Origin of the sequence: Geomonas ferrireducens (genome assembly GCF_004917065.1) — a bacterium.
Classification (GTDB): domain Bacteria; phylum Desulfobacterota; class Desulfuromonadia; order Geobacterales; family Geobacteraceae; genus Geomonas; species Geomonas ferrireducens.
The window spans coordinates 1,039,854-1,061,544 of record NZ_SSYA01000001.1; the positions used below are offsets into that span (position 1 = coordinate 1,039,854).

18 protein-coding genes are annotated in these 21,691 nt (G+C 62.8%); 11 read left to right on the forward strand and 7 right to left on the reverse strand.

What is annotated here, in order from left to right; genetic code table 11:
* Window positions 1-175: 175 nt before the first annotated feature.
* Window positions 176-2,674: a penicillin-binding protein 1A gene (locus E8L22_RS04445; protein WP_136524030.1), complete on the reverse strand. Its 2,499-nt coding sequence runs from the start codon at window positions 2,672-2,674 to the stop codon at window positions 176-178.
* 348 nt (window positions 2,675-3,022) lie between these two features.
* Here E8L22_RS04445 and E8L22_RS04450 point away from each other — a divergent pair, with 348 nt between their 5' ends.
* The 5 genes from E8L22_RS04450 (at window position 3,023) to E8L22_RS04470 (ending at window position 9,439) form a co-directional block, all read left to right on the forward strand.
* On the forward strand, window positions 3,023-3,829 hold the full coding sequence (locus E8L22_RS04450) for a triphosphoribosyl-dephospho-CoA synthase (protein WP_136524031.1): 807 nt from the start codon (window positions 3,023-3,025) through the stop codon (window positions 3,827-3,829).
* 126 nt (window positions 3,830-3,955) lie between these two features.
* On the forward strand, window positions 3,956-5,683 hold the full coding sequence (locus E8L22_RS04455; protein WP_136524032.1) for a response regulator: 1,728 nt from the start codon (window positions 3,956-3,958) through the stop codon (window positions 5,681-5,683).
* Window positions 5,684-5,716: 33 nt separating this feature from the next.
* A complete protein-coding gene (locus E8L22_RS04460) occupies window positions 5,717-6,787 on the forward strand; it encodes a type IV pilus twitching motility protein PilT (RefSeq protein WP_136524033.1) in 1,071 nt (356 codons plus the stop codon).
* 359 nt (window positions 6,788-7,146) lie between these two features.
* Entirely contained in the window at window positions 7,147-8,496 is a 1,350-nt protein-coding gene (gene gdhA / locus E8L22_RS04465; RefSeq protein ID WP_136524034.1) for an NADP-specific glutamate dehydrogenase, read from the forward strand.
* A gap of 223 nt (window positions 8,497-8,719) precedes the next feature.
* A complete protein-coding gene (locus E8L22_RS04470) occupies window positions 8,720-9,439 on the forward strand; it encodes a lytic transglycosylase domain-containing protein (protein WP_136524035.1) in 720 nt (239 codons plus the stop codon).
* Between the two features lie 6 nt (window positions 9,440-9,445).
* Here the strand turns inward: E8L22_RS04470 and E8L22_RS04475 are convergent, their stop codons facing one another.
* On the reverse strand, window positions 9,446-10,708 hold the full coding sequence (locus E8L22_RS04475) for a LysM peptidoglycan-binding domain-containing protein (protein ID WP_136524036.1): 1,263 nt from the start codon (window positions 10,706-10,708) through the stop codon (window positions 9,446-9,448).
* 13 nt (window positions 10,709-10,721) lie between these two features.
* Complete coding sequence (locus E8L22_RS04480) at window positions 10,722-12,284, reverse strand: hypothetical protein (RefSeq protein WP_136524037.1); 1,563 nt, start codon at window positions 12,282-12,284, stop codon at window positions 10,722-10,724.
* 171 nt (window positions 12,285-12,455) lie between these two features.
* Between E8L22_RS04480 and E8L22_RS04485 the strand changes: the two genes are divergently transcribed.
* The 6 genes from E8L22_RS04485 to E8L22_RS04510 all read left to right on the forward strand — a co-directional run bounded on the left by E8L22_RS04485 (window position 12,456) and on the right by E8L22_RS04510 (window position 16,719).
* The gene (locus E8L22_RS04485) at window positions 12,456-13,124 is read left to right on the forward strand and encodes a hypothetical protein (RefSeq protein WP_136524038.1); all 669 of its coding nucleotides are present in this window, start codon (window positions 12,456-12,458) and stop codon (window positions 13,122-13,124) included.
* Between the two features lie 4 nt (window positions 13,125-13,128).
* Window positions 13,129-13,911: a rhomboid family intramembrane serine protease gene (locus E8L22_RS04490; RefSeq protein ID WP_136524039.1), complete on the forward strand. Its 783-nt coding sequence runs from the start codon at window positions 13,129-13,131 to the stop codon at window positions 13,909-13,911.
* A 37-nt stretch (window positions 13,912-13,948) separates the two neighbouring features.
* The gene (locus tag E8L22_RS04495; protein WP_198420118.1) at window positions 13,949-14,257 is read left to right on the forward strand and encodes a hypothetical protein; all 309 of its coding nucleotides are present in this window, start codon (window positions 13,949-13,951) and stop codon (window positions 14,255-14,257) included.
* Window positions 14,258-14,314: 57 nt separating this feature from the next.
* Window positions 14,315-14,827: a shikimate kinase gene (locus E8L22_RS04500; RefSeq protein WP_136524040.1), complete on the forward strand. Its 513-nt coding sequence runs from the start codon at window positions 14,315-14,317 to the stop codon at window positions 14,825-14,827.
* A 102-nt stretch (window positions 14,828-14,929) separates the two neighbouring features.
* Window positions 14,930-16,222, forward strand: a complete 1,293-nt coding sequence (locus E8L22_RS04505; RefSeq protein ID WP_246044545.1) for a GGDEF domain-containing protein — start codon at window positions 14,930-14,932, stop codon at window positions 16,220-16,222.
* Entirely contained in the window at window positions 16,219-16,719 is a 501-nt protein-coding gene (locus tag E8L22_RS04510; protein WP_136524042.1) for a hypothetical protein, read from the forward strand. Before E8L22_RS04505 ends, E8L22_RS04510 begins: the two co-directional genes overlap by 4 nt.
* Before the next feature lie 65 nt (window positions 16,720-16,784).
* On the opposite strand, the gene E8L22_RS04515 is transcribed toward E8L22_RS04510, so the two are convergent.
* The 4 genes from E8L22_RS04515 to uvrA form a co-directional block, all read right to left on the reverse strand.
* The gene (locus tag E8L22_RS04515; protein ID WP_136524043.1) at window positions 16,785-17,771 is read right to left on the reverse strand and encodes a serine/threonine protein kinase; all 987 of its coding nucleotides are present in this window, start codon (window positions 17,769-17,771) and stop codon (window positions 16,785-16,787) included.
* 144 nt (window positions 17,772-17,915) lie between these two features.
* Window positions 17,916-18,485 carry a hypothetical protein gene (locus E8L22_RS04520; RefSeq protein ID WP_136524044.1) on the reverse strand — a complete coding sequence of 190 codons (570 nt, stop codon included), beginning with the start codon at window positions 18,483-18,485 and terminating at the stop codon, window positions 17,916-17,918.
* A 74-nt stretch (window positions 18,486-18,559) separates the two neighbouring features.
* The gene (locus E8L22_RS21480) at window positions 18,560-18,724 is read right to left on the reverse strand and encodes a hypothetical protein (protein WP_198420119.1); all 165 of its coding nucleotides are present in this window, start codon (window positions 18,722-18,724) and stop codon (window positions 18,560-18,562) included.
* A 22-nt stretch (window positions 18,725-18,746) separates the two neighbouring features.
* Window positions 18,747-21,584, reverse strand: coding sequence for an excinuclease ABC subunit UvrA (gene uvrA / locus E8L22_RS04525; protein WP_136524045.1), 2,838 nt, complete (start codon window positions 21,582-21,584; stop codon window positions 18,747-18,749).
* Window positions 21,585-21,691: the final 107 nt, after the last annotated feature.

The window sequence follows — 21,691 nt, forward strand, 5'->3', positions numbered from 1 at the left end:
ATATATCGGTAATTTGCAAGGGTTTTCTTAAGACCGCTAAGATTTTTCCCGCAACTGGCGCGGCTTTAGCCCGTTTTTAAGGCGCGAAGCCGCTCCTGGCAAGGGTTTACAGCGGCAGGTTAAGCCGCATGAAACAGCCCCGCGTCAACCGAAAAAACCCAACAATTCCTGCAGCTTACTGCGCAGGAGCCGCCGCTTCGGCGGGCTCGGCAGCATAGCTTGTGGGCTCGGTCCCGGAAACGAAGCACTCCTGCACGGCGCCGGGGGTCCCTTCGCGCGCGAGTTTGCCGCTGCGCGGGTCGATAAGGGCGAAGGTGACGTTCCCCGGGGTGGGGAAGGACCGCACCGGCACCCCGGCAAGGGCGCGCTGCATGAACTCGGTCCAGATCGGCGCCGCCGCCTGTCCACCCGAGCCGCCGGAGCCCAGACTCCTCTCCTGATCGTAGCCGACCCACACGCCGGCCACCAGTTGAGGCACGTATCCGACGAACCAGGCGTCTTTCATGTCGTTCGTGGTGCCGGTCTTGCCGGCCACCGGCCGTCCGAGGGCGCGGGCCCTGCTGCCGGTGCCGCTGGAGACGACGCTCTGCATCAGGTTGGTCATAATGAAGGCGGTCTCAGGCGGTATGGCAGGCACGGCACCGCCGGTCGCCTCCGACATCACCGGGACCGGTTTGTTCTGGTTCAGTTCGATCGGCTTTCCGTCCTCTCCGTCACCTGCACCGTCCCCCTCCCCTGCGGCCTCAGGCGCGGCGCTCGACATCCGGGTAAACACCGGGGCCTTCGGCTCCTGGATCTGCTCAAGGACGTTGCCGTCGCGGTCGAGCACCTTGGTGACGAAGTACGGGGTGGTCCGATAGCCACCCGAGGCGAACACGGCGTAGGCGCTGGTCAGCTCGATGGGGGTGACGCTCGATGAACCAAGGGCAAGGGTGAGGTTCGCCGCAAGCGGCGAGGTGATGCCGAGTTTCTTGGCGTAATCGATCGCGGAGCCGACCCCGATCTGCTCCAGGATCTTGACGCTCACGACGTTGATCGAGTCGGTGAGCGCCTCGCGCATGGTCACCGGGCCGCGGTAGACGTTGTCGTAGTTCTTCGGCTTCCATGCCTTGTCGCCGCCGCTTTCGTACTCGACCTGTGAGTCGTCGATGATGCTCGCCGTGGTCATGCCGTGCTCGAGGGCCGCCGCATAGATGACCGGCTTGAAGGCGGAACCGGGGTTTCTCTTCGCCTGCATGGCGCGGTTGAACTGGCTCTTCTTGAAATCGTACCCGCCGACCATGGCGCGGACGCCGCCGGAGGTGGGATCGATGGCGATGAGCGCGGCCTGCGCCTCCGGCACCTGGTCGAGGGCGAAGACGGCTCCGGTGCGGTTCTTGTCCGGTTCCTTGACCTGCAGCTCCAGCACGGCGCCCAGGCCAATGGCCCGTTTGGCGGCCGGCTTTCCGTAGCTGTTCACGAGCTCGAGGCGCCCGGCCCAATCCATCCCCTTCCTGGGCACGGTGCCGGTCCGCTCCCCTACCCTGACCGTCAGCTCCTGCTTCGCCGGGTTCACCCCGGTCACCACCCCCTGGTACACCGACCCCTGCTTGAGCGAGAGATCGTCGATGTCGTCCTCAACCTTCTTGCAGAAGGGATCGACCTCGGCCTCGGCCAGGTACTTAGCCGCGCCGCGGAATCCCTGGCGCTTGTCCACCGCCTTCAGGCCGTTCACCACCGCGTCGTAGGCCGCCTTCTGCATCTCGGCGTTCATCGTGGTGTAGATCTTCAGCCCGTCCTTGTAGAGCCGCTCCTCGCCGTACTTCTCCACGAGCTGCTGGCGCACCTGTTCCAGGAAGTAGGCCGACTGCTCCGCGTTCACCTTCTTGAGCGGCTGGATCACGATCGGGGTGGCCTTGGCGTAATCGGCCTCGGCCTGGGTTATGTACCCCTCCTTCACCATCCGCTCCAGGACGTACCCCTGGCGCTCCTTGGCGCGCTCCAGGTGCTTGATCGGGGAGTAGCTGTTGGGCGCCTTGGGAAGCCCCGCCAGCATGGCCATCTCGGCCAGGTTCAGCTTGTCGACCTCTTTGCCGAAGTAGGTTTCCGCGGCAAGCTGCACCCCGTAGGCCCCGGCACCGAGGTAGATCTGGTTCAGGTAGATGTAAAGGATCTCGTCCTTGGTGAGACGCTCCTCCATCCTCTTCGCGAGGATCGCCTCCTTCAGCTTCCTGGAGAACTTCTTCTCCGGGGTGAGGAGCATGGACTTCGCGACCTGCTGCGTGATGGTCGAGGCCCCTTCCTTCTTGCGCATGGAGATGACGTTTTTGAAGGCCGCCCGCATGACGCCGATGTAGTCGATCCCCTTGTGCTGGTAGAAGTTGGAGTCTTCCGCCGCCACGAAGGCCTGGATCAGGCGTTTGGGCATCTTGTCCACAGGCACCACGGTGCGCCGCTCAAGGTAGAACTCACCGACCAGGGTGCCGTCCTGGCCGAAGACCTGGGAAAGGATGGGCGGACGGTAATCGGCCAGACGATCGACCTTCGGCAGTGCGCCGAGAAGGTAGAAGAAGTAGCCGAGCAGGGCGAGGAGCATGATGGTGGAGCCGCCGGCGGCGCCCCAGAGGAGGTACTTCATTGGGGAGGACTTTTTCAACCTGCGCTGCTGGCGCGGCTGCGCCTTGTAGGTTTCCATGTCGAGAGGATCTCCGATCGGGATTGATGCGTACGCTGGGGTCTACCCGGAAGGCCGGTGCGGGCGAGGGGGAGAAGCTCCTTTGCCTGCGGCTAGGTGGAGCCGGTCGGGAACCTGCGGGTGCATCTGGTGTGCCGCGCCCCGGTGGGGGCGCCAGGAGTGAAGATTATCCCAGATGGGCTCAGTAATTCAAGGTTAATGTGGGGTGGGGAGCCCTTCTCCCCGCGGCAGCAGCCGTTAGGGGAGGGTGCCTTATCGCCGCATAATGTATACACATTACGTTCTTGCGCGAAACGATGCTATTATTCCCCGGTGCATATGACTAAATGCGGAGACATTCCCGAAGCGATGACGACACACCTGGCAAGACTGACCCATAACCTGGTGCGCGGCGCCTTCATGGAGCTCTACCTCACCCCGAAACCGGGGCTGGTGGATCTCTGCGACAGCGGCTCGCATCCCGAGCTCTCGGTCGAGCGCATGGAGACCTCCTTGAAGATCGTCTCCCTGTACCTGCTCGATCTCTGCGACGCCGTCGCGCGCGGCGAAGAGCTTAACGAACAGGTGCGTCTGGGCGTTGCCGCGGAAAGCGCGGTGCAGCGTGCCATCGGCACCAGCTGTCACAAGGGTTACATCTTCCTGGCCGGGCTCATGCTCTGCGCCAGCGCCTGCAGCAACGGGCGCGACGAAGAGGCGCTGCGTGCTTCGATCACCCGGCTCGCCGCCCTTTTCTTCGACCAGGGGGAGCCCGGTGCGGCGCACCGGGTCAGAAACCGCTTCCAGGGAGGCGGCCTGAGGGAAGAGGCGCTGGCCGGGCTGCCGAGCCTCTTCGACGAGGCACTCCCCGTTTTCAGGCGCGAGATGGCGAGCGGCGGCAACCGCGGCAGCGCCATATTCGCCATGCTCGGCAGGCTCATGCAGACCGTCGAGGACAGCACCGCGCTGCGCCGCTGCGGACGCAGCGGACTGAGGACGATCCGGGAAGACGGCAGGCACCTGGAGCGCATGATTGCACAAAGGGATGATTTCCTTGCCTTCCTGGCCGAGCGCAACGCTCACTACGCGAGCCGCAACCTCACCATGGGGGGCGTGGCCGGGCTCCTCGCCCTGGGTCTTGCCTGGTTAAGCCACACCGGGGAGCTCGAAGCCGCCTGATCCACCCCTCCTCCGTTTTTGCGAAATCCCCAGCAATTCCCGTTTACTTAGCCCCGACCCCATGTTAGAATCTCCCCGCTAAACCCGCTCCAGTACACCCACCGCCAGGCTAACAAGGGTACCGCCATGTCCTTCGAAGGCGATTTGGAACACCTTCCCCTAGTGGATGTCATCCAACTGCTGCACCAAACCGGCAAGAGCGGCACCCTCACGCTTAAAAGCAGCAAGGGGGAGAGCCAGCTCGTCTTCCGGGACGGTTTCATCGTCAGCGCCAACCACGTCGACAACAGCATCCGCATCGGCCAAGTCATGATCGACATGGGGCTTCTGAGCCGCGAGGCGCTGGAGCAGGCCTTGAAAGCGCAGCAAAAGGCCGGCTCGGAACGAAAGCCGATCATCCAGATGCTCATCGAGGAAGGGATCGTCGAGAACCAGGCCGCGTACCAGGGGCTCGAGGCGCTCATCGAGATGACCATCGTCGACATCCTCACCTGGACCAGGGGGACGTTCTGCCTCGACGTCAACAAGATCGTCGTTTCCGACGACTACCGCTACTTCCCGGAAAAGGCGAATACACAGATCCACATGAACACGCAGAGCATCCTGATGGACGCCCTGCGCATCTACGACGAGCGTAAGCGCGACGGCACCCTGACACCGGAGTCCATCTTCGGCGCGCCGCCCGCCTCGGAGCCCCAATCGGGCTCCGAGCCCCTGTCCGGCTCCGGGCTCTCGGCCGCCGACCTCGGTCTCGAGGAACTGGACGAGCTGGAAAGCCGCATCCCCAGGTTCTTCTCCGCCATCAAGGAGGAGCCCCCCGACACCATCGCCGTCAGACTGCAGCAGGAGCTCTCCGGGATTCCGGCACACGAGCAGCAGGAGCTTTTCGACTTCCTCGAAGGGGCTTCCGCGCGTGCCGCCGAAGCGGAAGCGACGCTCGGGGTGATCCTCGTCACCTCCTCAAGGCTTATGCGTGAATGCGTCTCGGCGGTGTGCGGCCCGCGCTTTGTCTGCGCCACCGACGATCCCCTTCAACTTGCCCCCTTTATCGAACAGACCCGCTCCCGCGACAAGTCGCCGCTGCTTCTCCTGGATGCAGGGGAGGACCGCCGCAGAAACGGCCGCAACGTCGCCCCACTGCTGCAGCAGATCCGCGAGCGCCACCCCGCCCTCTCCATCGTGCTCTTCGCCGCTCCGGACGACTTCGAGCTTGCCGCTTCGGCGCAGGAGTGCGGCGTGACGACCGTGCTGCCCCGCGCCTGCCGCGATGATCGCGGCGAGAGCTTCATCGCCGACCTCATCGCCGGGTGCCGGGCGCTTGCGGCATGCCTGAAACGACAAACAGGCGCCCCCACCTCGCAGCTCCCGGCGCAGTTCCGCGCGCAGTTCGCGGCCCTTGCCGAGCAGCGCGAGGCTGCAGAGGCCACCTTCGCGCTGTTGCAGGCCGTCTGCGGGGTCTTTCGCCGCGGCGTCACCCTGGTCGTGGTCCGCTCAGAGCTCATCGCCGAGCGCGCCATGGGAATCGGCGGGGACGGCACCGTCACCTCGGTGAAGCTGCGCCTTAACCCTCCAGAGGAGTCGCTGTACCAGAAGGCGTTAGGCGGCGAGCTCTGCTACGGCGACGCGGACCAGTCGCTGCGCGACACCATCTACGCTGCCGTCGGGGCGCCGATCAGCGGCAAGGCCCTGCTCCTCCCGGTGAAAAGCTTCGGGCGCGTCATCGCCATCATCTACGCCGACTTCGGCGCCGGCGCCGGAACCGATCCGCAACTGCCGCTTCTAGAGATCCTCGCGCAGCACGCGGGGCTCGTTATCGACAACATCCTGTACCGCAAGCGCTGCGCCCAGAAATAGTGAGGGCGTGCCGAGAGCACAAAAGGGGCAACCATGGATGCCAAGATCTTCGTCCAGATTCTTGAAATAGCCTTCAGCAAGAAGGTTTCCGACGTGCATTTCGAGGTGGACAACCCTCCCTTCTTCCGCGGCAAGGGGCAGATCATCCGTTCCAAGCTCCCGAACCTCACCGCCGAGGACACCGAATTCATCGCCGCGCAAATCATGACGCACCACGGCCGCCGCTGGGAACCGGACCAGAAGGAGTTCGACACCTCCTTCTCGCTGCCGAGCGGGGCGCGCTTCCGCGTCAGCATCTTCCGGCAGCGCGGTCATTTCGGCATCATCATGAGGGTGATCCCGGCCCATATCGGGACTTTTGACGAGCTGCGCCTCCCCCCGGTACTTGGCGAGATTGCGAAGGCCCCCAACGGCCTCATCCTCGTCACCGGCCCCACCGGCAACGGCAAGTCGACCACCCTCGCCTCGATGCTGCGTTACATCAACGAGAACTTCAGTTACAACTGCATCACCATAGAGGACCCCATCGAGTTCCTCTTCCACTCCGAGAAAAGCTGCATCATCCAGCGCGAAGTCGGCATCGACACCGACAGCTTCAGCTCGGCGCTGAGGGCCGCGCTGCGCATGGACCCGGACCTGATCATGGTGGGCGAGATGCGCGACACCGCCACCATAGAGTCATGCCTCATGGCCGCCGAGACGGGGCACCTGGTCCTTTCGACGCTCCATACCCAGGGGGCGGTGTCGACCATCAACAGGATCGTGGGACACTTCCCCCCTGACGCCCAGGAGATCGTACGTCAGCGCCTGGCGGACATCCTGGTGGCGACCGTTTCCATCCGCCTCGTGATGAACAAGACAGGCGAGGCCATCATCCCCGTTCTCGAGATCATGCGCGCCACCACAACCATCCAGAGTTGCATCCGCGAGGGAAGGCTCGACGAGATCGAGGCGCACATGGAAAACGGCCGCAGCCAGTACCAGATGCAGACCCTCGACCAGCACCTGATCCAGCTCCACGAACAGGAACAGATCACCATGGAGGAGGCAAAGCGCCTCTCCCACTCCATGGACCTGGAGCGCAAGCTCATGTTCACCAACTAGCCCCGATCCCCGTCACACAAAGGGGGACGCGGATCACTCCGCGCCCCCCCTTTTTTCATTTCCTGCCCAACGCGCGCGCACCCGCCTGTGTAGTTTCAAAAATTAAAAAGAGTAACCAATGTAAACTCTGCCTGACCGACTGATCATTTTTACGGCAGCCGCACACAGGCGCCCACCTCCATTTTGCCTCCAAATTCAGCACACTTCACACCACCTGCCTGTTTTATTTGCACAGATGCACAAAAATGGTTCACCTCGTGCATAAAGGAGTCCGCATTTAAGGCAGAGGTCGGGAGTCCCACCCTCTATGCTGATTAAAGAATAATCAAATGCAGTCATTCCATAACCAAGGAGGATGTATGTCGCCGCAGATTGACGAGAAAGTAGAACCGATTTACCAGGAAGTACTGAAGAGAAACCCCGGCGAGGTGGAGTTCCACCAGGCCGTCCGCGAAGTTCTGGAGTCGCTGGGCCCCGTCCTGGTGAAGCACCCTGAGTTCGCAGATCGCAAGATCATCGAGAGGATCTGTGAGCCGGAGCGCCAGATCATCTTCCGGGTACCCTGGCAGGACGACGCCGGCAACGTGCATATCAACCGCGGTTTCCGCGTGGAGTTCAACAGCTCTCTCGGCCCCTTCAAGGGCGGGCTCCGTTTCCATCCCTCCGTCTACCTCGGGATCATCAAGTTCCTCGGCTTCGAGCAGATCTTCAAGAACTCCCTGACCGGCCTCCCGATCGGCGGCGGCAAGGGTGGTTCCGACTTCGATCCGAAGGGCAAGTCCGACAACGAGATCATGCGTTTCTGCCAGAGCTTCATGACCGAGCTGTACCGTCACTTAGGCGAGCACACCGACGTCCCTGCGGGCGACATCGGCGTGGGCGGACGCGAGATCGGCTACATGTTCGGCCAGTACAAGCGCATCACCAACCGCTACGAGCCCGGCGTCCTGACCGGCAAGGGCCTTGATTGGGGCGGCTCGCTGGTACGCACCGAGGCCACCGGCTACGGCGCCAGCTTCTTCGTCGACGCCATGCTGAAGGTGCGCAAAGACTCCTTCGAGGGCAAGACCTGCTCGGTTTCCGGCTCCGGCAACGTCGCCATCTACACCATCGAGAAGATCCACCAGTTGGGCGGCAAGTGCGTCACCTGCTCCGACTCCAACGGCGTCATCTACCACGAGAAAGGCATCGACCTCGACCTGGTCAAGCAGCTCAAGGAAGTCGAGCGTCGTCGCATCGAGGACTACGCCAAGTACCACAAGGACGCAAAATACGTCGCCAACGGCAAGATCTGGGAGATCCCCTGCCAGGTCGCCATGCCGTCCGCTACCCAGAACGAGATCAACGGCAAGGACGCCGCCACCTTGGTCAAAAACGGCTGCATCGCCGTCGGCGAAGGCGCCAACATGCCGACCACTCCGGAAGGCGTCAAGGTGTTCCTCGAGGCCGGGATCGCCTATGGCCCGGGCAAAGCCGCGAACGCAGGCGGCGTTGCCACCTCTGCGCTCGAGATGCAGCAGAACGCCTGCCGCGACGCGTGGACCTTCGAGTACACCGAGCAGCGTCTGGCCCAGATCATGAAGAACATCCATGACACCTGCTACCAGACCGCCGAGGAGTACGGCACCCCCGGCAACTACGTGAACGGCGCAAACATCGCCGGCTTCATCAAGGTGGCCAAGGCCATGGTTGCCCACGGACTGATCTAGTCCGGGCGCTACCGTAGCAAGAAACGAGAAGGCTCGGCCGCAAGGTCGGGCCTTCTTTTTGTTTGGTTTGGAAAAGTCGGCGAAGGGGCCGGCAAAGAGGGTGAGTCGGAGCGCGGGAACATTACGGGGTGACACGGCGCCTCGGAAAATGTATTATGAACCGGGTCGCGCTCCGGCCACCCCGCCGGTTGACGCCCCTACCCCACTGAAGAGGAACCTGAAGATGGGTAAAGCCAGACTGCTTTACGCGGCTGCCGCCTTGACCCTGGCGCTGACAACCGACGCCTCGGCCTTCTGTTTCGAGGAAGCTGGCATCGAGTACGGCATCAACCCGCAGATCCTGCGGGCGATCGCCAAAGTCGAGTCCAACTTCAACCCCGCCGCCGTCAACTACAACACCAACGGAACCTACGATTTCGGCCTCATGCAGATCAATTCCAGCTGGGCCTCCACCATCGGTAAACAGCGCTGGAACTCACTGGGCGACCCGTGCAACAGCGTCAAGACCGGTGCGTGGATCCTCTCCATGTGCATAGATAAGTACGGCTACAACTGGAAAGCAATCGGCTGTTACAACAGCCAGACACCGGACAAGCGTGACCGTTATTCGAAGCGGGTTTTCGATCAGTTGCAGCGCGTGAAGCCGGTGAAGCAAGAGGCGGCCTACACGCCGCTCAAGGACAGCATAGAAACGCTGGTACGGCAGAAAGTGGACGGCTGGGTAGACGATGCGGCGCAGGGGAAGGCCGAGGAGTTCAAGGTGAAGACAAAGGGGAGCGTTCCCGCCCCGAAAGAGGTTCTGCAGCAAAAGCCGCGGCCTGCCGAGACCACCGCAAAGACGGCCCTCCCGGAGATTGCCGCCAAGCAGGACAACGCTATGTCGCACGACAACATCGGTTACTACACGGAAGACGGGGAACACTCGGCGATCCCCATCCCTTGACCTTTTCTATTTTGCGCCGCACCCCTTGGGCATGACCCATTTGTACCCGGCAGGGGGCGGCGCGTTGGTGATCAGCACACGTTTCCCCGCCGCATCGTCCTGCTGCAGCAGGAATCCTGCCCCCCGCACCCCTTCCAGTTGGTGCTCTCCGTAGCCCGCCGCCAACCCCACCAGCTTGAACAGCTTTTCGGCTATGACCTTGAAATCCTCTTTTCCACCCAGCATGAGCGCCCGGTACCCCGCCGTCTCCAGTATCCGGATCAAGGTGTAGTTGTACGGGTCGCTCTCGCCTATGCTGACGATGTAGCGCCCACCCTTGTACTCGAAGTAACGGTCCACCCTGATGCTGAAGGGGGTTGCTGCACCGTCACCCGAATGGATGATCCTGTTGCGGCTCCAGTTGGCGGAAAGCGCGTTCAGGACCGAATCGACGATACTCGCCGTGTCATGTGTGTTCACCGGACAGACCCAGGTGGTCACCTGCGGGACGGCCGGTATGGCAGGGGGGGGCGACGCCACCTTGGCCGGAGTTGCTGTAGGTGCCGGAGTCAGGGCCGGAGCCGGAGCCGGGGGCGACGCCGGTGTGGATGTGGGCGCAGGAGCCGGTTTAGGAGCCGGTGCGGGAACCGGTTTGGCGGCCGGTGCCTTTGGAGCTGCAACGGCAGGTTCCGGAGCGCGAGGCGCCTCGGCGACAGGCTCGGGAGCCCTGGGAGCCACCGCGGGAGCAGGTGCCGGAGCCTTGACGGCCTCGGCTTTATTCTTCTCTCTCGCTTCCTTCGCTTCCTTCGCTTCCTTCGCTTCTTTAGCCTCTTTAGCCTCTTTAGCAGCCTTCGGCGCGTGCTCATGGAGCGCCGCCGCCGGGATCAGCAGGGTCTTCCCGACTTCAAGCGACTTGATGTTGCGTATGCCGTTCACCTCAACGATGGAAGGGATGAGGCGTTCCGCCTGTTCGTTGGACAGGCCGAACCGGGCAACCAGGATCTTGAAGATATGATCCCCCGGCCGCACCGTGTAACGAACGTACTCCCCTTGTGCCGTTTCGGGACGGGCCTTCTTCGCCGCCGGGGCCACCTTTGCGCTCGGCTCCTTCTTTACGGGAGCCTGCTTCTTGCTCTTGGGCACCTGCTTGGGTGACGGCTTGGCAGGCGCCGGCTGCTGTTGCCGCTCCAGCTCCTTCAGATCGATCTGGAATTCAGGCGAGGCCGCGTTCAGTTGGGCGGGAAGCAGAAGGAGGGCGGCAAGGAGCGCTCCCTTTTTGGCATGGATCATCGGTAGCCTCATATCAACGGTAATAGACCACCAGGGCCTTAATCTTGCTGCTGTCCTTGTGGCGATAAATAGTGAGAGCCAGGTTCCCGGGGGCGGAGCACTGCTCGATGACGTACCCGCCTTTCGGGGCGCTCGACTCGACGCGGTAGCTGTCCACGCCACCGAACTGCCTCAGCACCCTCTTGAACAGGTCATCGGAGATGACCCCGCCGGAAACCGGTATCACCTGGATGGCCCGGTACAGGTTGTTCTCTTTGAAGAGTTTGTACTCCGCCCTAAGGCCGACGTAGCGCACCCATCCCGGATTTTTCCTGCCGTACTCGGCGTCGAGCTTGGCCCCCTCCAGCATCTCCGGGAGCTTTTCGATTCCCTTTTGGGGCGATGCCTGCGGCTGGGCGGGAGCGGACGGAGCGGGCTGCGCGGGGGGCACCTTCGCTGCGGGTGGCGCCTGAGGCGTTGGGCTTTGCACCGGGGCTGCCGCCTTCGGAGCAGTCTGCACAGCAGGGGGAGTGCTCCCTGGCTTGCGGGGCGACGCGGGCTTATCCACAGGTTTCTCAGGAGGGGCCGACATCTTCCCCGCGAGGTAGGAAACCAAAGGTACGGCGAGAAGAAGCAGCAGCGGCACGATAAAGAGGTACGGCCTGCGCCGCTTGACCTGCTGGGCCTTGCGAAGTGCCTCAGCCACGGTCTCCCCGGCGTAATATCCCCCGCCCACCACCGTCGTCTCGTCGGCGACGGCAGCAGTAGACGGCGTTTGCCGGGAAGCCGCGTCCACCACTTTCCTGCCTACCTCGACGTGGTCCTCAACCTCGAGCATGGAGGCATCTATCGGTGCGATGTCCGCCTCGGCCCGCTGCATGGCCTCCTCAAATGCCGAGGCCGCCGCTTTCCCAGCGGCGCGCGGCACTTGGGGATACTCCTCGGCCACCTTCGGTTCAGGCACTTCCGATTCCGGCGCTTTGGGAGTGAAGGCCTCCGGCTCCCAGGCCTTCGGCTGGAACGGAACGAAGGGAGGCGCCTCACCCTCCTCCTCGTCCTGATGCCCCTCTTCTTTACCAGCAACGACTGGCGTCACTTCTGGGACGGGAACGGCTCCCTTCGCCCTCACGGGCGTACGCTTTACCGCCGCTGCGGTTTCCGACACCTGCGGTTCCGGGGCTTGCGGCCCCTGCGCCGGTGTATCCTCCACCGGCAGCTCCTGTTCCGGCGGCTCCGGGAGCGCAATCCCGGCCAGAAGCGCGGCTACGCTTCGCTCCAGGAAGGCGTCGGTCATGGCGAGGTCGAGCGAGGTCCTCCCCTGCCTTTTGGCCTGGGCGGCGTCCTCGCTGTCTCCGGCCAAAAGCACGAGTTTGCCGCCGGAGGGGAGCATCTTGTCGAGATGACGCAGCAGGATATCGCCGGAAAAACCGGAGATGCGGCTCTGCACGAAGGTGAATTCCGGGGAAGAGGCGGTAAGTTCGAGCTCTCCCAGGGGGAGGGTCGAGGCGGTCTGCAACTGCAGGGAACCCTGCTCCGCCATGGACTGGAAGATACGTTGCACCCTTTCGGTGTCTGCAATGAGTAGGACGCGCGTCACTGTTTCCCCTTGGTTTTTAACGGCACATTCTAGGGGAGGTAAAACGAATAATCAACAGCATTCATTTATGTGAGGGCTTTACAAGATGGCCCCAGCGCGATTGGTTGCGCTGTCCGGCGGTAATGTGTTACATTTCCGCCGGGTCGGCAGCGCCGCCCGCCTGGAGTCCCAATGCAAGCTGTCGTAAAGAAACTTTCCTTGCTGCTGCTCGCGCTCGTGCTGACCGGCTGCAGCACGACCTATGTCCCGGTCAGCTTCGGGCAAGGGGACCTGGCGAAGAAACTCTCCCATGAGGACCCGTTTCTTTGTCTTCTCTTCGACCGTTACGACCCGCAACGCAGTACCCTTAGTGTTTCCGGGGCCTCCTTCGACGAGGTCATGATGCCGAGCGAGGTGAAGTACCATCTCGGGGCCTACCGGCGCGACTCGAAAGTGATCTACCGCAACCTCTACCAGGAGTACACCCGGGATCAGCTCTGCTCCCTCATGCTGCACGAGTTCTCGCACCACATCTGGTATTACGGGATGAAGCAGGAACAGCGCGACGCCTGGCGCGCGCACATGGCGGCACATCCCACGGCGCTGCAGGCGCTGGTGCGCAGCACGTACCGGCCCGGCTCCGACTTCGACACCGAGGACTTCGCCTTCACCGTCGAACACGCCCGTCCCGTGGACCTGGACGAGCTGGCGACCCTGAAGATCATCACCCAAGAGGACCGGGACGCACTCATGGCGCTCCGTTTTCCGGGGAAGGCCGCGGCGGCGACAGGCAAAGCGACCCGCAGCGCAGACACCGATCACCCGGCACAGACACAACTGCAAGCAAAGGAACATCTCTAGCGCCATGAAGATAATTGACCGACTGGACCGGAAGTTCGGCCGCTACGCCATCCCGAATATCACCATCTACCTCATCGCGGGGCAATCCTTCTTCTACCTCATGTACATGACGGGGAAGCTGGACCGGATGGCGACCTACTTCTCCGCCGACCTCTTCATGTCGGGTGAATGGTGGCGCATCTTCACCATCCCGTTCGACCCGCCGCGCTCCAGCCTCATCTTCACCCTGATCGCCTGGTATTTCTTCTACATGCTCGGCTCTACCCTTGAGGAACACTGGGGCGCCTTCCGGTACAACATTTACCTCATCCTGGGGTGCCTGATCACCTTCCTGGCGTCCTTTTTGATACCGTCATACCCGGTAAGCAACGCCTTCCTGGCAGGCTCGGTCTTCCTCGCCTTCGCCACGCTCTTCCCGGAGTTCCAGATACTGCTCTTCTTCATCCTGCCGGTACGCATCAAGTGGCTCGCCCTTCTCACCTGGCTCGGCTACGCCTACCAGCTCGTCTTCGGTGGGTGGCCCGCCCGGGTCATGGTGCTTGCAGCCACGGCCAACTACCTGATCTTCTTCGCGCACGACATCTACCTGAACCTGCGCCACGGCAAGAGGCAGATCGCGAAGAAGGTGCGCTTCGCCCCGCGCGAGGAGGTGCTGGTGCACCGGTGCACCACCTGCGGCATCACGGAGAAGACGCACCCTGACATGGACTTCCGATACTGCCCCAAGTGCAACGGGCAGTACGGCTACTGCAGGGATCACATCTTCAGCCACGAACACAAGAAATAGACCGCCAACAAGATAGCGGCGCAAGGAGAAACAAGGGATGCTTGAAAAGCTGAGCGGCATACAGGGAAAGTTAAACAACTTGGGCGACGAGGTCTACCAGACCTGGAGCTACGAGCAGCGCCACGAAGAGATCGGCAAACTTGTGCAAGGGTACCGAAACGGGCTGCCGGTCCAGATCCTGTGTCAGCTCTCCGCCTCCATCGCCGGAGGCACCGTTGAGGCCGCCGCGCACCTCGAAGCCCTCATCTCCCGCCGGGAGCGCAAGGCGATCGTCAACCGCGAGGCAGGAAGCGACAAGGCGCTGCGCGCCCTGCTGGAGGCGGCCCTGCTGCCGGTGCGGCAGTAATCGCGGAGTCCCGGCCTCGTGCGGAGAACCGGCCGCACACCCGCCGCTGGGGGTGACATGGAACGACTCACCTTGATAGGGATGCCAGGCTCCGGCAAGAGCGCCATCGGCCGTACCGTCGCCGCGCGGCTCGGCTGGGAGTTCATCGACACCGATCATTGCATCGAGCAGCGCTTCGGGAAAAAGCTGCAGGCCGTGGTCGACGAGCTCGATGCGGAAGAATTCCGCCGGGTCGAGGAGGAGACCGTGCTGGCGCTTGCCCCTGACGACCACGCCGTCATCTCCACCGGGGGAAGCGTGGTCTATTCGGACGCCGCCATGCGTCACCTCGCCTCGCTCTCCACCATCATCTTCCTCGCCCTCCCAGTTCAAAAGCTGCATGAACGTATAGCAAGCGAAGCACCGCGCGGCATTGTCGGGATGAGTGAAGGCGGTCTCGATGAGCTGTACGAACGGCGCTTCGCACTGTATCAGAAGCATGCTCACCACGTTGTGCTGCTGAACGACGAGACTCTCGAAGAGGCCGCAACCAGGATACTGTCCCAGTTCCGTCTCACATCAAACCACTGACAGCAACCGCCACGTTGACTTTGCCGGTGCCGTGCCCTAATATCTATACCCATGTCTGAAACAGCCAGCACAATAACGTCTTCCCGGTTCAGTCTATCCAACATGACCCTGATCCAGAAGATAACGGCAGGCTACGCAGCCATGGCGCTCTTCACCGCCGCGGCCCTGGTCTTCTCTTCCTACAACATCTACCGCAGCACCAACATCTCCCGGGATATCGCCAACAAAGAGCTCCCCGTCATCAGCGCCCTCATCGAGCTGCGCACCTCGCTGCTGGCACAGGAAAGTTTCGCCGGAAAGTACGTCATCCTTAGGGACCCTGCGTTCATAGACCTTTTTCACCAGCGGCAGGCCGAGGCGCAGGCGAGCCTCACCATGCTGGAGCGGACGCCCCCCACACCGGATCTAACGGAGCTGAAGCGGCTCTATCTCGAATACCAGAAGGCCTCGGAAAAGGTCTTTTCCGGCCAATCGGCGGGGACCGGAGCGCTGCGTACCCCGGCGCTCCGGGTCCTGAACGCCATCGATACGAGCTACCTTAAACGCAGGGACAAGCTGAAGGTGGTGCTCGCGCGCGCCGACGAACAGCAGAAGCGGACCGTCTGGTGGACCATCGCCATCTCCTGCACCGGCTTTCTCCTCGCCATCGGCGTCGCCCCGGTGGTCACCTACCGCACCTTCGGAGCGATCAGGGAGCTGCAAAGCGCCACGCACCGGATCGCCGCCGGCGACTTCGACTACCGCCCCGAGGTCCCCTACGGCGACGAGATCAGCGACCTCGCCCGCGACTTCACCAAGATGGCGGCGCGGCTCAAGGTACTCGAACAGATGAGCCTCGACGCAAGCCCGCTCACCCGGCTCCCCGGGAACATAGCGATAGAGCGGGTGCTCGAGGAGCGGCTGCAAGGCGGCGCCCCTTTCGCCTTCTGCTACGCCGACCTCGACAACTTCAAGCCGTACGGCGACCACTACGGCTACGCCAAGGGAAGCGAACTGCTCCGCCTGACCGGCGACCTGATCCAGGCAGCGGTGAAAGACAACGGGGGGGGGGATGGCTTCGTCGGGCACGTGGGGGGGGACGACTTCGTCATGGTGATCCCTATGGACCGGGTGAAGCCGGTCTGCGAGGAAGTGATCAGCAGCTTCAATGCCGAGGTGGTCAAACACTACTCCCCCGAAGACCTGAGGGCCGGCGGGATCGAGGGGAGCGACCGCTACGGCGTGCAGCGCTTCTTCCCGGTGATGACCATCTCCATCGCGGTGATCGTCTGCGGCAGGGACCAGTTCGCCTCCGCCGTCGAGATCGCGAGGGCCGCAGCCAAGGTGAAGGACCGTGCCAAGGGGAAGACTGGGAGCACCTACCTGATCGGGACCCCGGAAAGGGAGACTGCATGAGAAAGACGCTGCTACTCATCCCGATCCTCCTATGCTGCGGAGGGTGTGCCAACACCCGGACCGGGGAGGCCAACCTTTTCGACCGCTACAGCGGATCCCGCCAGCTCGCGCGGGCAACGACGCTGCTCCAGGAAGGAGACGCCACCGGTGCCGCCGGACTTCTTACCGCGGTTTGCAACGAACCCGGCGTGGCGGGAGTGACCGACGAGGCGCTCTTCCGCCTGGCCCTTCTGACCATGAAAACCAAGGCGGACCGTCCCGCATCGGCCCAGGCGCAGCGCCTCTTGCGGCGGCTGAAGAAGGAGTATCCGGCGAGCCAGTGGACCCTGCTGGCGGCTCCGGTAACCGACCTGGTGAACCTGGCCGAAGAACAGAAACGACAAAACCGCGCCCTGCGCACCAGCAACCAAGCGCTCAACCGCGAGATGGAGGAGCTGAGCCAGCGCATCGAGCAGTTGAAACACCTGGACCAGGAACTGGAGAAGAAGTCCCGCTAGAGCGGTGCGGTGCAACGTGTAAAGAAAGAGGCGGCCCTATGGGTCGCCTCTTTCTTTCTTGCAGGTCAGGGGAGTTCCAGCGGCGGCTCATCCAGCGCCGCCAGCTGCTCGCGCAACTGGAGCAGATGCTCACCCCAGTAGCGCACCGTGTTGAACCAGGGGAAGGCGACGGGGAAAGCGGGATCATCCCAGCGCCGGGCAAGCCACGCGCTGTAATGCATCATGCGCAGCGCCCGCAGGGGCTCGATGAGGCGCAGCTCGGCAGGGTTGAAATCGTAAAACTCGCGGTACCCCTTTACGAGCTGGGCAAGCTGCGCCAGCTGGCGCGGCCGGTCTCCCGAGAGCATCATCCAGAGGTCCTGGACCGCCGGCGCCATGCGCGCGTCGTCGAAGTCGACAAAATGGGGGGCGTCGTCGCGCCACAGGATGTTCCCGGCGTGGCAGTCGCCGTGAGCCCGGACGCAGGCGAGCTGCGGTACCGAGGCGAAGGCATCGTCGATCCCCTGCAAAAGCTGCCGCGTCACCGCCTGGTAGCTCTCGCGGTACTCGTCCGGTATGAAACGCTCGGCGATGAAGGCGGAGCTGTCGTAGCCGAAGTCGCCGCTTGTGAGCGCGGGGCGGTGCTCGAAGGGGCGCACTGCGCCGATACTGTGGATCCGGCCCAACATGCGGCCGAGGATCAGGAGGTTCGCGTCGTTGTCGAACTCGGGGGCGTGCCCCCCCTGGCGCGGGTAGAGCGCGAAGCGGAACCCCTTGTAGTGGAAGAGGCTCGCACCGGCCTGGTTCAGCCAGGGGGCCACCACGGAGAGCTCGTGGCCGGCGAGTTCGAGGGTGAAGCGGTGCTCCTCGATGATCTGGTCGTCGCTCCAGCGCCCGGGCCGGTAGAACTTGGCGATGAGCGGCTTTTCCTCCTCTATCCCCACCTGGTAGACGCGGTTCTCGTAGCTGTTGAGGGCCGAGGTGCGGCAGTCACAGCGGAACCCCTGGCTCTCCACGGCGTCCATGATGAAGTTCGGGGTCAGGGTGTGAAACGGGTGCTGCGCGTCATGCATAGGACTCTCCTGCGTGTTTTTGACCGATGCACAATAACATCAATTGCGGCGGGAACCAAGAGATGAGTCGGGGAACCTGGAGGGCACAAAAAAGCCTGCAACGTCCGTCACGCTGCAGGCTGGGTAACCGGTTACTCGGTCCTGTCAGAAAAGCGTCCTGGTGATCATGTCGGCAGGCGCCTGCAGCGGCCCGAGCGGGTTCACCTGGTCGGTCATCTGGTCGATCTTGGGCTCGCCGCTGGAAAGCTTGTACGCCACATGATGGTTCACGAAAACGATGAGCGCCTTGAAACGCCAGCCAGTCTCGTGGGTCTTGCGCTTGAAGTTCAGGATATCAAGCCAGAAGTTGCCGACCCGCTTGCTGTAGTTGCGCTTGGGCTCGAAGACGTAAGCGCGGCAATCCTCGCGCGCCCTCAAGCACGCCTGCAGCCCCGGGTCGATGTCCTTCGCCGGCATCCCCTGCAGCATGGCGGCAATGTCCAGGTAGTTGAGGACCCTGATGTTCGGCGAAGACTTGACGTCGAACCCCATCTTCTGCAGGTCCTCCACGGTCGTCTTCCCGACTATGATACTGTCAAAGGAGGCCTTCGCCGCGTCGTACTCCTGCCACGGCGACTCGGTGATCGCCTTCGACCTCGGTAGCAGATTGGAGCAGCCGACCTGTGTCAGCAGCAACAGGAAAAACATGATCTTGATAAGCGATGCGTTGCACATGAGAAGCTCCTTCCGTACACCGCCTGAAAAACAATGAGCAGATTATAACGTACTTTCTCGTTAAATCGTCGGGGCTATCCCTTCTTTTTCCGGGCCTTCAGACCGCAGTACGGGCACCGCTTCTGCGGCACCCCCCTGTTGCAGGAGCCGCACCAGAAAGGCTCAGGCTCCTCCTCCCGGCAGACGGCACAACCTTTTCTCTCTTCAGGAGTGTGGCTGCATTTTTCTCCGCCCGTCATGGTCTCCTCCCTGCCCCCGTCGCTAGGGGAGCATCTTCGCGAGGTACTGCCCCGTGTAGGAGCGCTCGACGCGAGCCACCTGCTCCGGGGTGCCGACTGCGATGATCTCTCCGCCGCGGTCCCCGCCTTCCGGCCCGAGGTCGATGATCCAGTCCGCCGTCTTGATGACGTCCAGGTTGTGCTCGATCACCACGATGGTATTCCCCGCCTCCACGAGCTTGTGCAGCACCTCCAAAAGCTTCGCGATATCGGCGAAATGAAGGCCCGTGGTCGGCTCGTCCAGGATGTAGATGGTGCGCCCGGTAGCGCGCTTGGAGAGTTCCTTGGCGAGCTTCACGCGCTGCGCCTCGCCGCCGGAGAGGGTCGTGGCCGACTGGCCGAGCTTTATGTAGCCGAGCCCTACCTCTTCCAGGGTCTGCAGCTTCGTCCTGATGCGCGGGATGTGCTCCAGGAAAACGAGGGCCTGCGAGACCGTCATGTCCAGGACCTCGGCGATGGAGTGCCCCTTGAAGCGCACCTCGAGGGTTTCGCGGTTGTAACGGGCCCCCTTGCAGACCTCGCACTCCACGTACACGTCCGGGAGAAAGTGCATCTCTATCTTTATGATGCCGTCCCCCGAGCAGGCCTCGCAGCGCCCCCCCTTCACGTTGAAGGAGTAGCGTCCCGGCTTGTAGCCGCGCACCTTCGATTCCGGCAGCTGGGCGAAGATCTCCCGGATCTCGGTAAAGAGCCCGGTGTAGGTCGCCGGGTTCGAGCGCGGTGTCCGCCCGATGGGGGACTGGTCGATGTTGATGACCTTGTCGAGCACCTCGGTGCCGCGGATCGCCCGCACCGCCCCCGCCTTCTCGCGGCTCTTGTAGAGGCGCTGGTTCAGCGTCTTGTACAGGGTGTCGATGATGAGTGACGACTTGCCCGAACCCGAGACGCCGGTGATGCAGGTCATCACCCCGAGCGGCACGTCGACGCTCACGTTCTTCAGGTTGTTCTCCGCCGCCCCCTCGATGTGCAGGAAGCGGTGCCCTTTCCTGCGCTTTTTAGGTATCGGGATGGTGAGCGCGCCGGAGAGGTAGCGCCCGGTCAGGGAGTGCGGGTTCGCCATGATCTCGGCCGGAGTCCCCTCTGCCACCACCTCGCCACCGTGCACCCCTGCCCCCGGCCCCATGTCGATGACCCAGTCCGCCTCGGTGATGGTCTCCTCGTCGTGCTCAACGACGAGCACCGTGTTGCCGATGTCGCGCAGGTGCCGAAGCGTCGAGAGCAGACGCCCGTTGTCGCGCTGGTGCAGCCCGATGGAAGGCTCGTCGAGGATGTAGAGGACCCCGACGAGCGATGAGCCGATCTGGGTGGCGAGCCTGATCCTCTGTCCCTCACCCCCTGAAAGGGTCCCGGAGGAGCGGTCCAGGGAGAGGTAGTCGAGCCCTACGTTGACCAGGAAGTTCAGGCGCTCCCTGATCTCCTTCAGGATCCTGCGTGCGATGTCCTCTTCCTTGTCGGTAAGCGACAGCGCGGCGAAGAAGGCGAGGGAGTCCTTGATGGAAAGCGCGGTCACCTGCCGGATGTTTCTTTCCCCCACCGTCACGTGGAGCGCCTCCTTTTTGAGGCGCGCACCCTCGCAGGTCGGGCACGGCATAACCCCCATGTACTTCTCGAGCTCCTCGCGCACCTGCTCCGATTCGCTCTCGCGGTGGCGCCGCTCCAGGTTGTTCAGCACCCCTTCGAAGGCCTTCTTGTAGTTGTGCTTCTTCCCGGTCTCGTCGATCCACCAGAACTCGACCTGTTCCCCTTGCGAGCCGTTCAGGATCACGTCCTTCGCCTTCTTCGAGAGGCTCTTGAAGGGGGCATGCATGTCGAAGCCGTAGGCCTTGGCGAGCGCGGCGAGCGTCTGCTGGTACCACCCGGAGAAGCGCTTCTCCCAGGGTGCGATGGCGCCGTCGGCGAGCGAGAGTTCAGGCTCCGGGATGACCAGCTCGGCGTCGAGGTACATGCGCGTGCCAAGGCCGGTGCAGTCCGGGCAGGCGCCGTAAGGGTTGTTGAAGGAGAACATGCGCGGGGTCATCTCGGGATAGGAGATGCCACACTCGATGCAGGCCGCCGACTCCGAGAAGAGGTGGGTCTCGGCCTTCACACCGCGGCTTTCATCCTCGGAGAGCGCCACCTTCACGATCCCCTCAGCATGGGAGAGCGCCGTCTCCAAGGAATCCGCGAGACGCTTCTCGAAACCCGGCTTCACCACCAGACGGTCCACCACGATGTCGATGTCGTGCTTTTTCTTCTTGTCGAGGGTGATCTCCTCGGCGAGGTCGTGGGTCTCGCCGTCGACGACGACCCTGACGAAGCCGTCCTTTCTAAGCTGCGCCAGTTCCTTTTTGTACTCCCCCTTCCTGCCGCGCACGATCGGGGAGAGCAGGGTCAGCTTCGCCCCCTGGGGGAGCGCAGCGATCTGGTCCACCATCTGCGACACCGTCTGCGACGTGATGAGCCTGCCGCAGTTGTAGCAGTGCGGCTTGCCGATGCGGGCGAAGAGCAGGCGGAGGTAATCGTAGATTTCGGTGACGGTCCCCACCGTCGACCGGGGGTTCTTGCTGGTAGTCTTCTGTTCGATGGAGATGGCCGGGGAGAGTCCCTCGATCGATTCGACGTCGGGTTTCTCCATCTGCTCCAGGAACTGCCGTGCATAGGCGGAGAGGGACTCGACGTAGCGCCGCTGCCCCTCCGCGTAGATGGTGTCGAAGGCGAGCGTCGATTTCCCCGAGCCGGATATGCCGGTGATGACCACGAGCTGGTCGCGCGGGATTTCGACGTCGATGCATTTGAGGTTGTGCTCGCAGGCACCTTTTACGATGATCTTGTTCGTTGCCATGATGCTCCCGATGAAAATTATCTGCGTGGCGCGCCGGGCGCGCGACTGTTAAATATAGCACACCGCCCCGCTTATTGTCGGGACGGCACCTCCATTATAATGAGAAT

What these genes read in the sequence shown, in the direction of transcription:
- E8L22_RS04450 (WP_136524031.1), top strand. Translation starts at nt 3,023, where the DNA reads ATGACGACACACCTGGCAAGACTGACCCATAACCTGGTGCGCGGCGCC.
- E8L22_RS04490 (WP_136524039.1), top strand. Translation starts at nt 13,129, where the DNA reads ATGAAGATAATTGACCGACTGGACCGGAAGTTCGGCCGCTACGCCATC.
- E8L22_RS04505 (WP_246044545.1), top strand. Translation starts at nt 14,930, where the DNA reads ATGACCCTGATCCAGAAGATAACGGCAGGCTACGCAGCCATGGCGCTC.
- E8L22_RS04500 (WP_136524040.1), top strand. Translation starts at nt 14,315, where the DNA reads ATGGAACGACTCACCTTGATAGGGATGCCAGGCTCCGGCAAGAGCGCC.
- E8L22_RS04455 (WP_136524032.1), top strand. Translation starts at nt 3,956, where the DNA reads ATGTCCTTCGAAGGCGATTTGGAACACCTTCCCCTAGTGGATGTCATC.
- E8L22_RS04515 (WP_136524043.1), bottom strand. Translation starts at nt 17,771, where the DNA reads ATGCATGACGCGCAGCACCCGTTTCACACCCTGACCCCGAACTTCATC.
- E8L22_RS04495 (WP_198420118.1), top strand. Translation starts at nt 13,949, where the DNA reads ATGCTTGAAAAGCTGAGCGGCATACAGGGAAAGTTAAACAACTTGGGC.
- E8L22_RS04520 (WP_136524044.1), bottom strand. Translation starts at nt 18,485, where the DNA reads ATGTGCAACGCATCGCTTATCAAGATCATGTTTTTCCTGTTGCTGCTG.
- E8L22_RS04470 (WP_136524035.1), top strand. Translation starts at nt 8,720, where the DNA reads ATGGGTAAAGCCAGACTGCTTTACGCGGCTGCCGCCTTGACCCTGGCG.
- E8L22_RS04445 (WP_136524030.1), bottom strand. Translation starts at nt 2,674, where the DNA reads ATGGAAACCTACAAGGCGCAGCCGCGCCAGCAGCGCAGGTTGAAAAAG.
- E8L22_RS04460 (WP_136524033.1), top strand. Translation starts at nt 5,717, where the DNA reads ATGGATGCCAAGATCTTCGTCCAGATTCTTGAAATAGCCTTCAGCAAG.
- uvrA (WP_136524045.1), bottom strand. Translation starts at nt 21,584, where the DNA reads ATGGCAACGAACAAGATCATCGTAAAAGGTGCCTGCGAGCACAACCTC.
- E8L22_RS04485 (WP_136524038.1), top strand. Translation starts at nt 12,456, where the DNA reads ATGCAAGCTGTCGTAAAGAAACTTTCCTTGCTGCTGCTCGCGCTCGTG.
- E8L22_RS04510 (WP_136524042.1), top strand. Translation starts at nt 16,219, where the DNA reads ATGAGAAAGACGCTGCTACTCATCCCGATCCTCCTATGCTGCGGAGGG.
- gdhA (WP_136524034.1), top strand. Translation starts at nt 7,147, where the DNA reads ATGTCGCCGCAGATTGACGAGAAAGTAGAACCGATTTACCAGGAAGTA.
- E8L22_RS21480 (WP_198420119.1), bottom strand. Translation starts at nt 18,724, where the DNA reads ATGACGGGCGGAGAAAAATGCAGCCACACTCCTGAAGAGAGAAAAGGT.
- E8L22_RS04475 (WP_136524036.1), bottom strand. Translation starts at nt 10,708, where the DNA reads ATGATCCATGCCAAAAAGGGAGCGCTCCTTGCCGCCCTCCTTCTGCTT.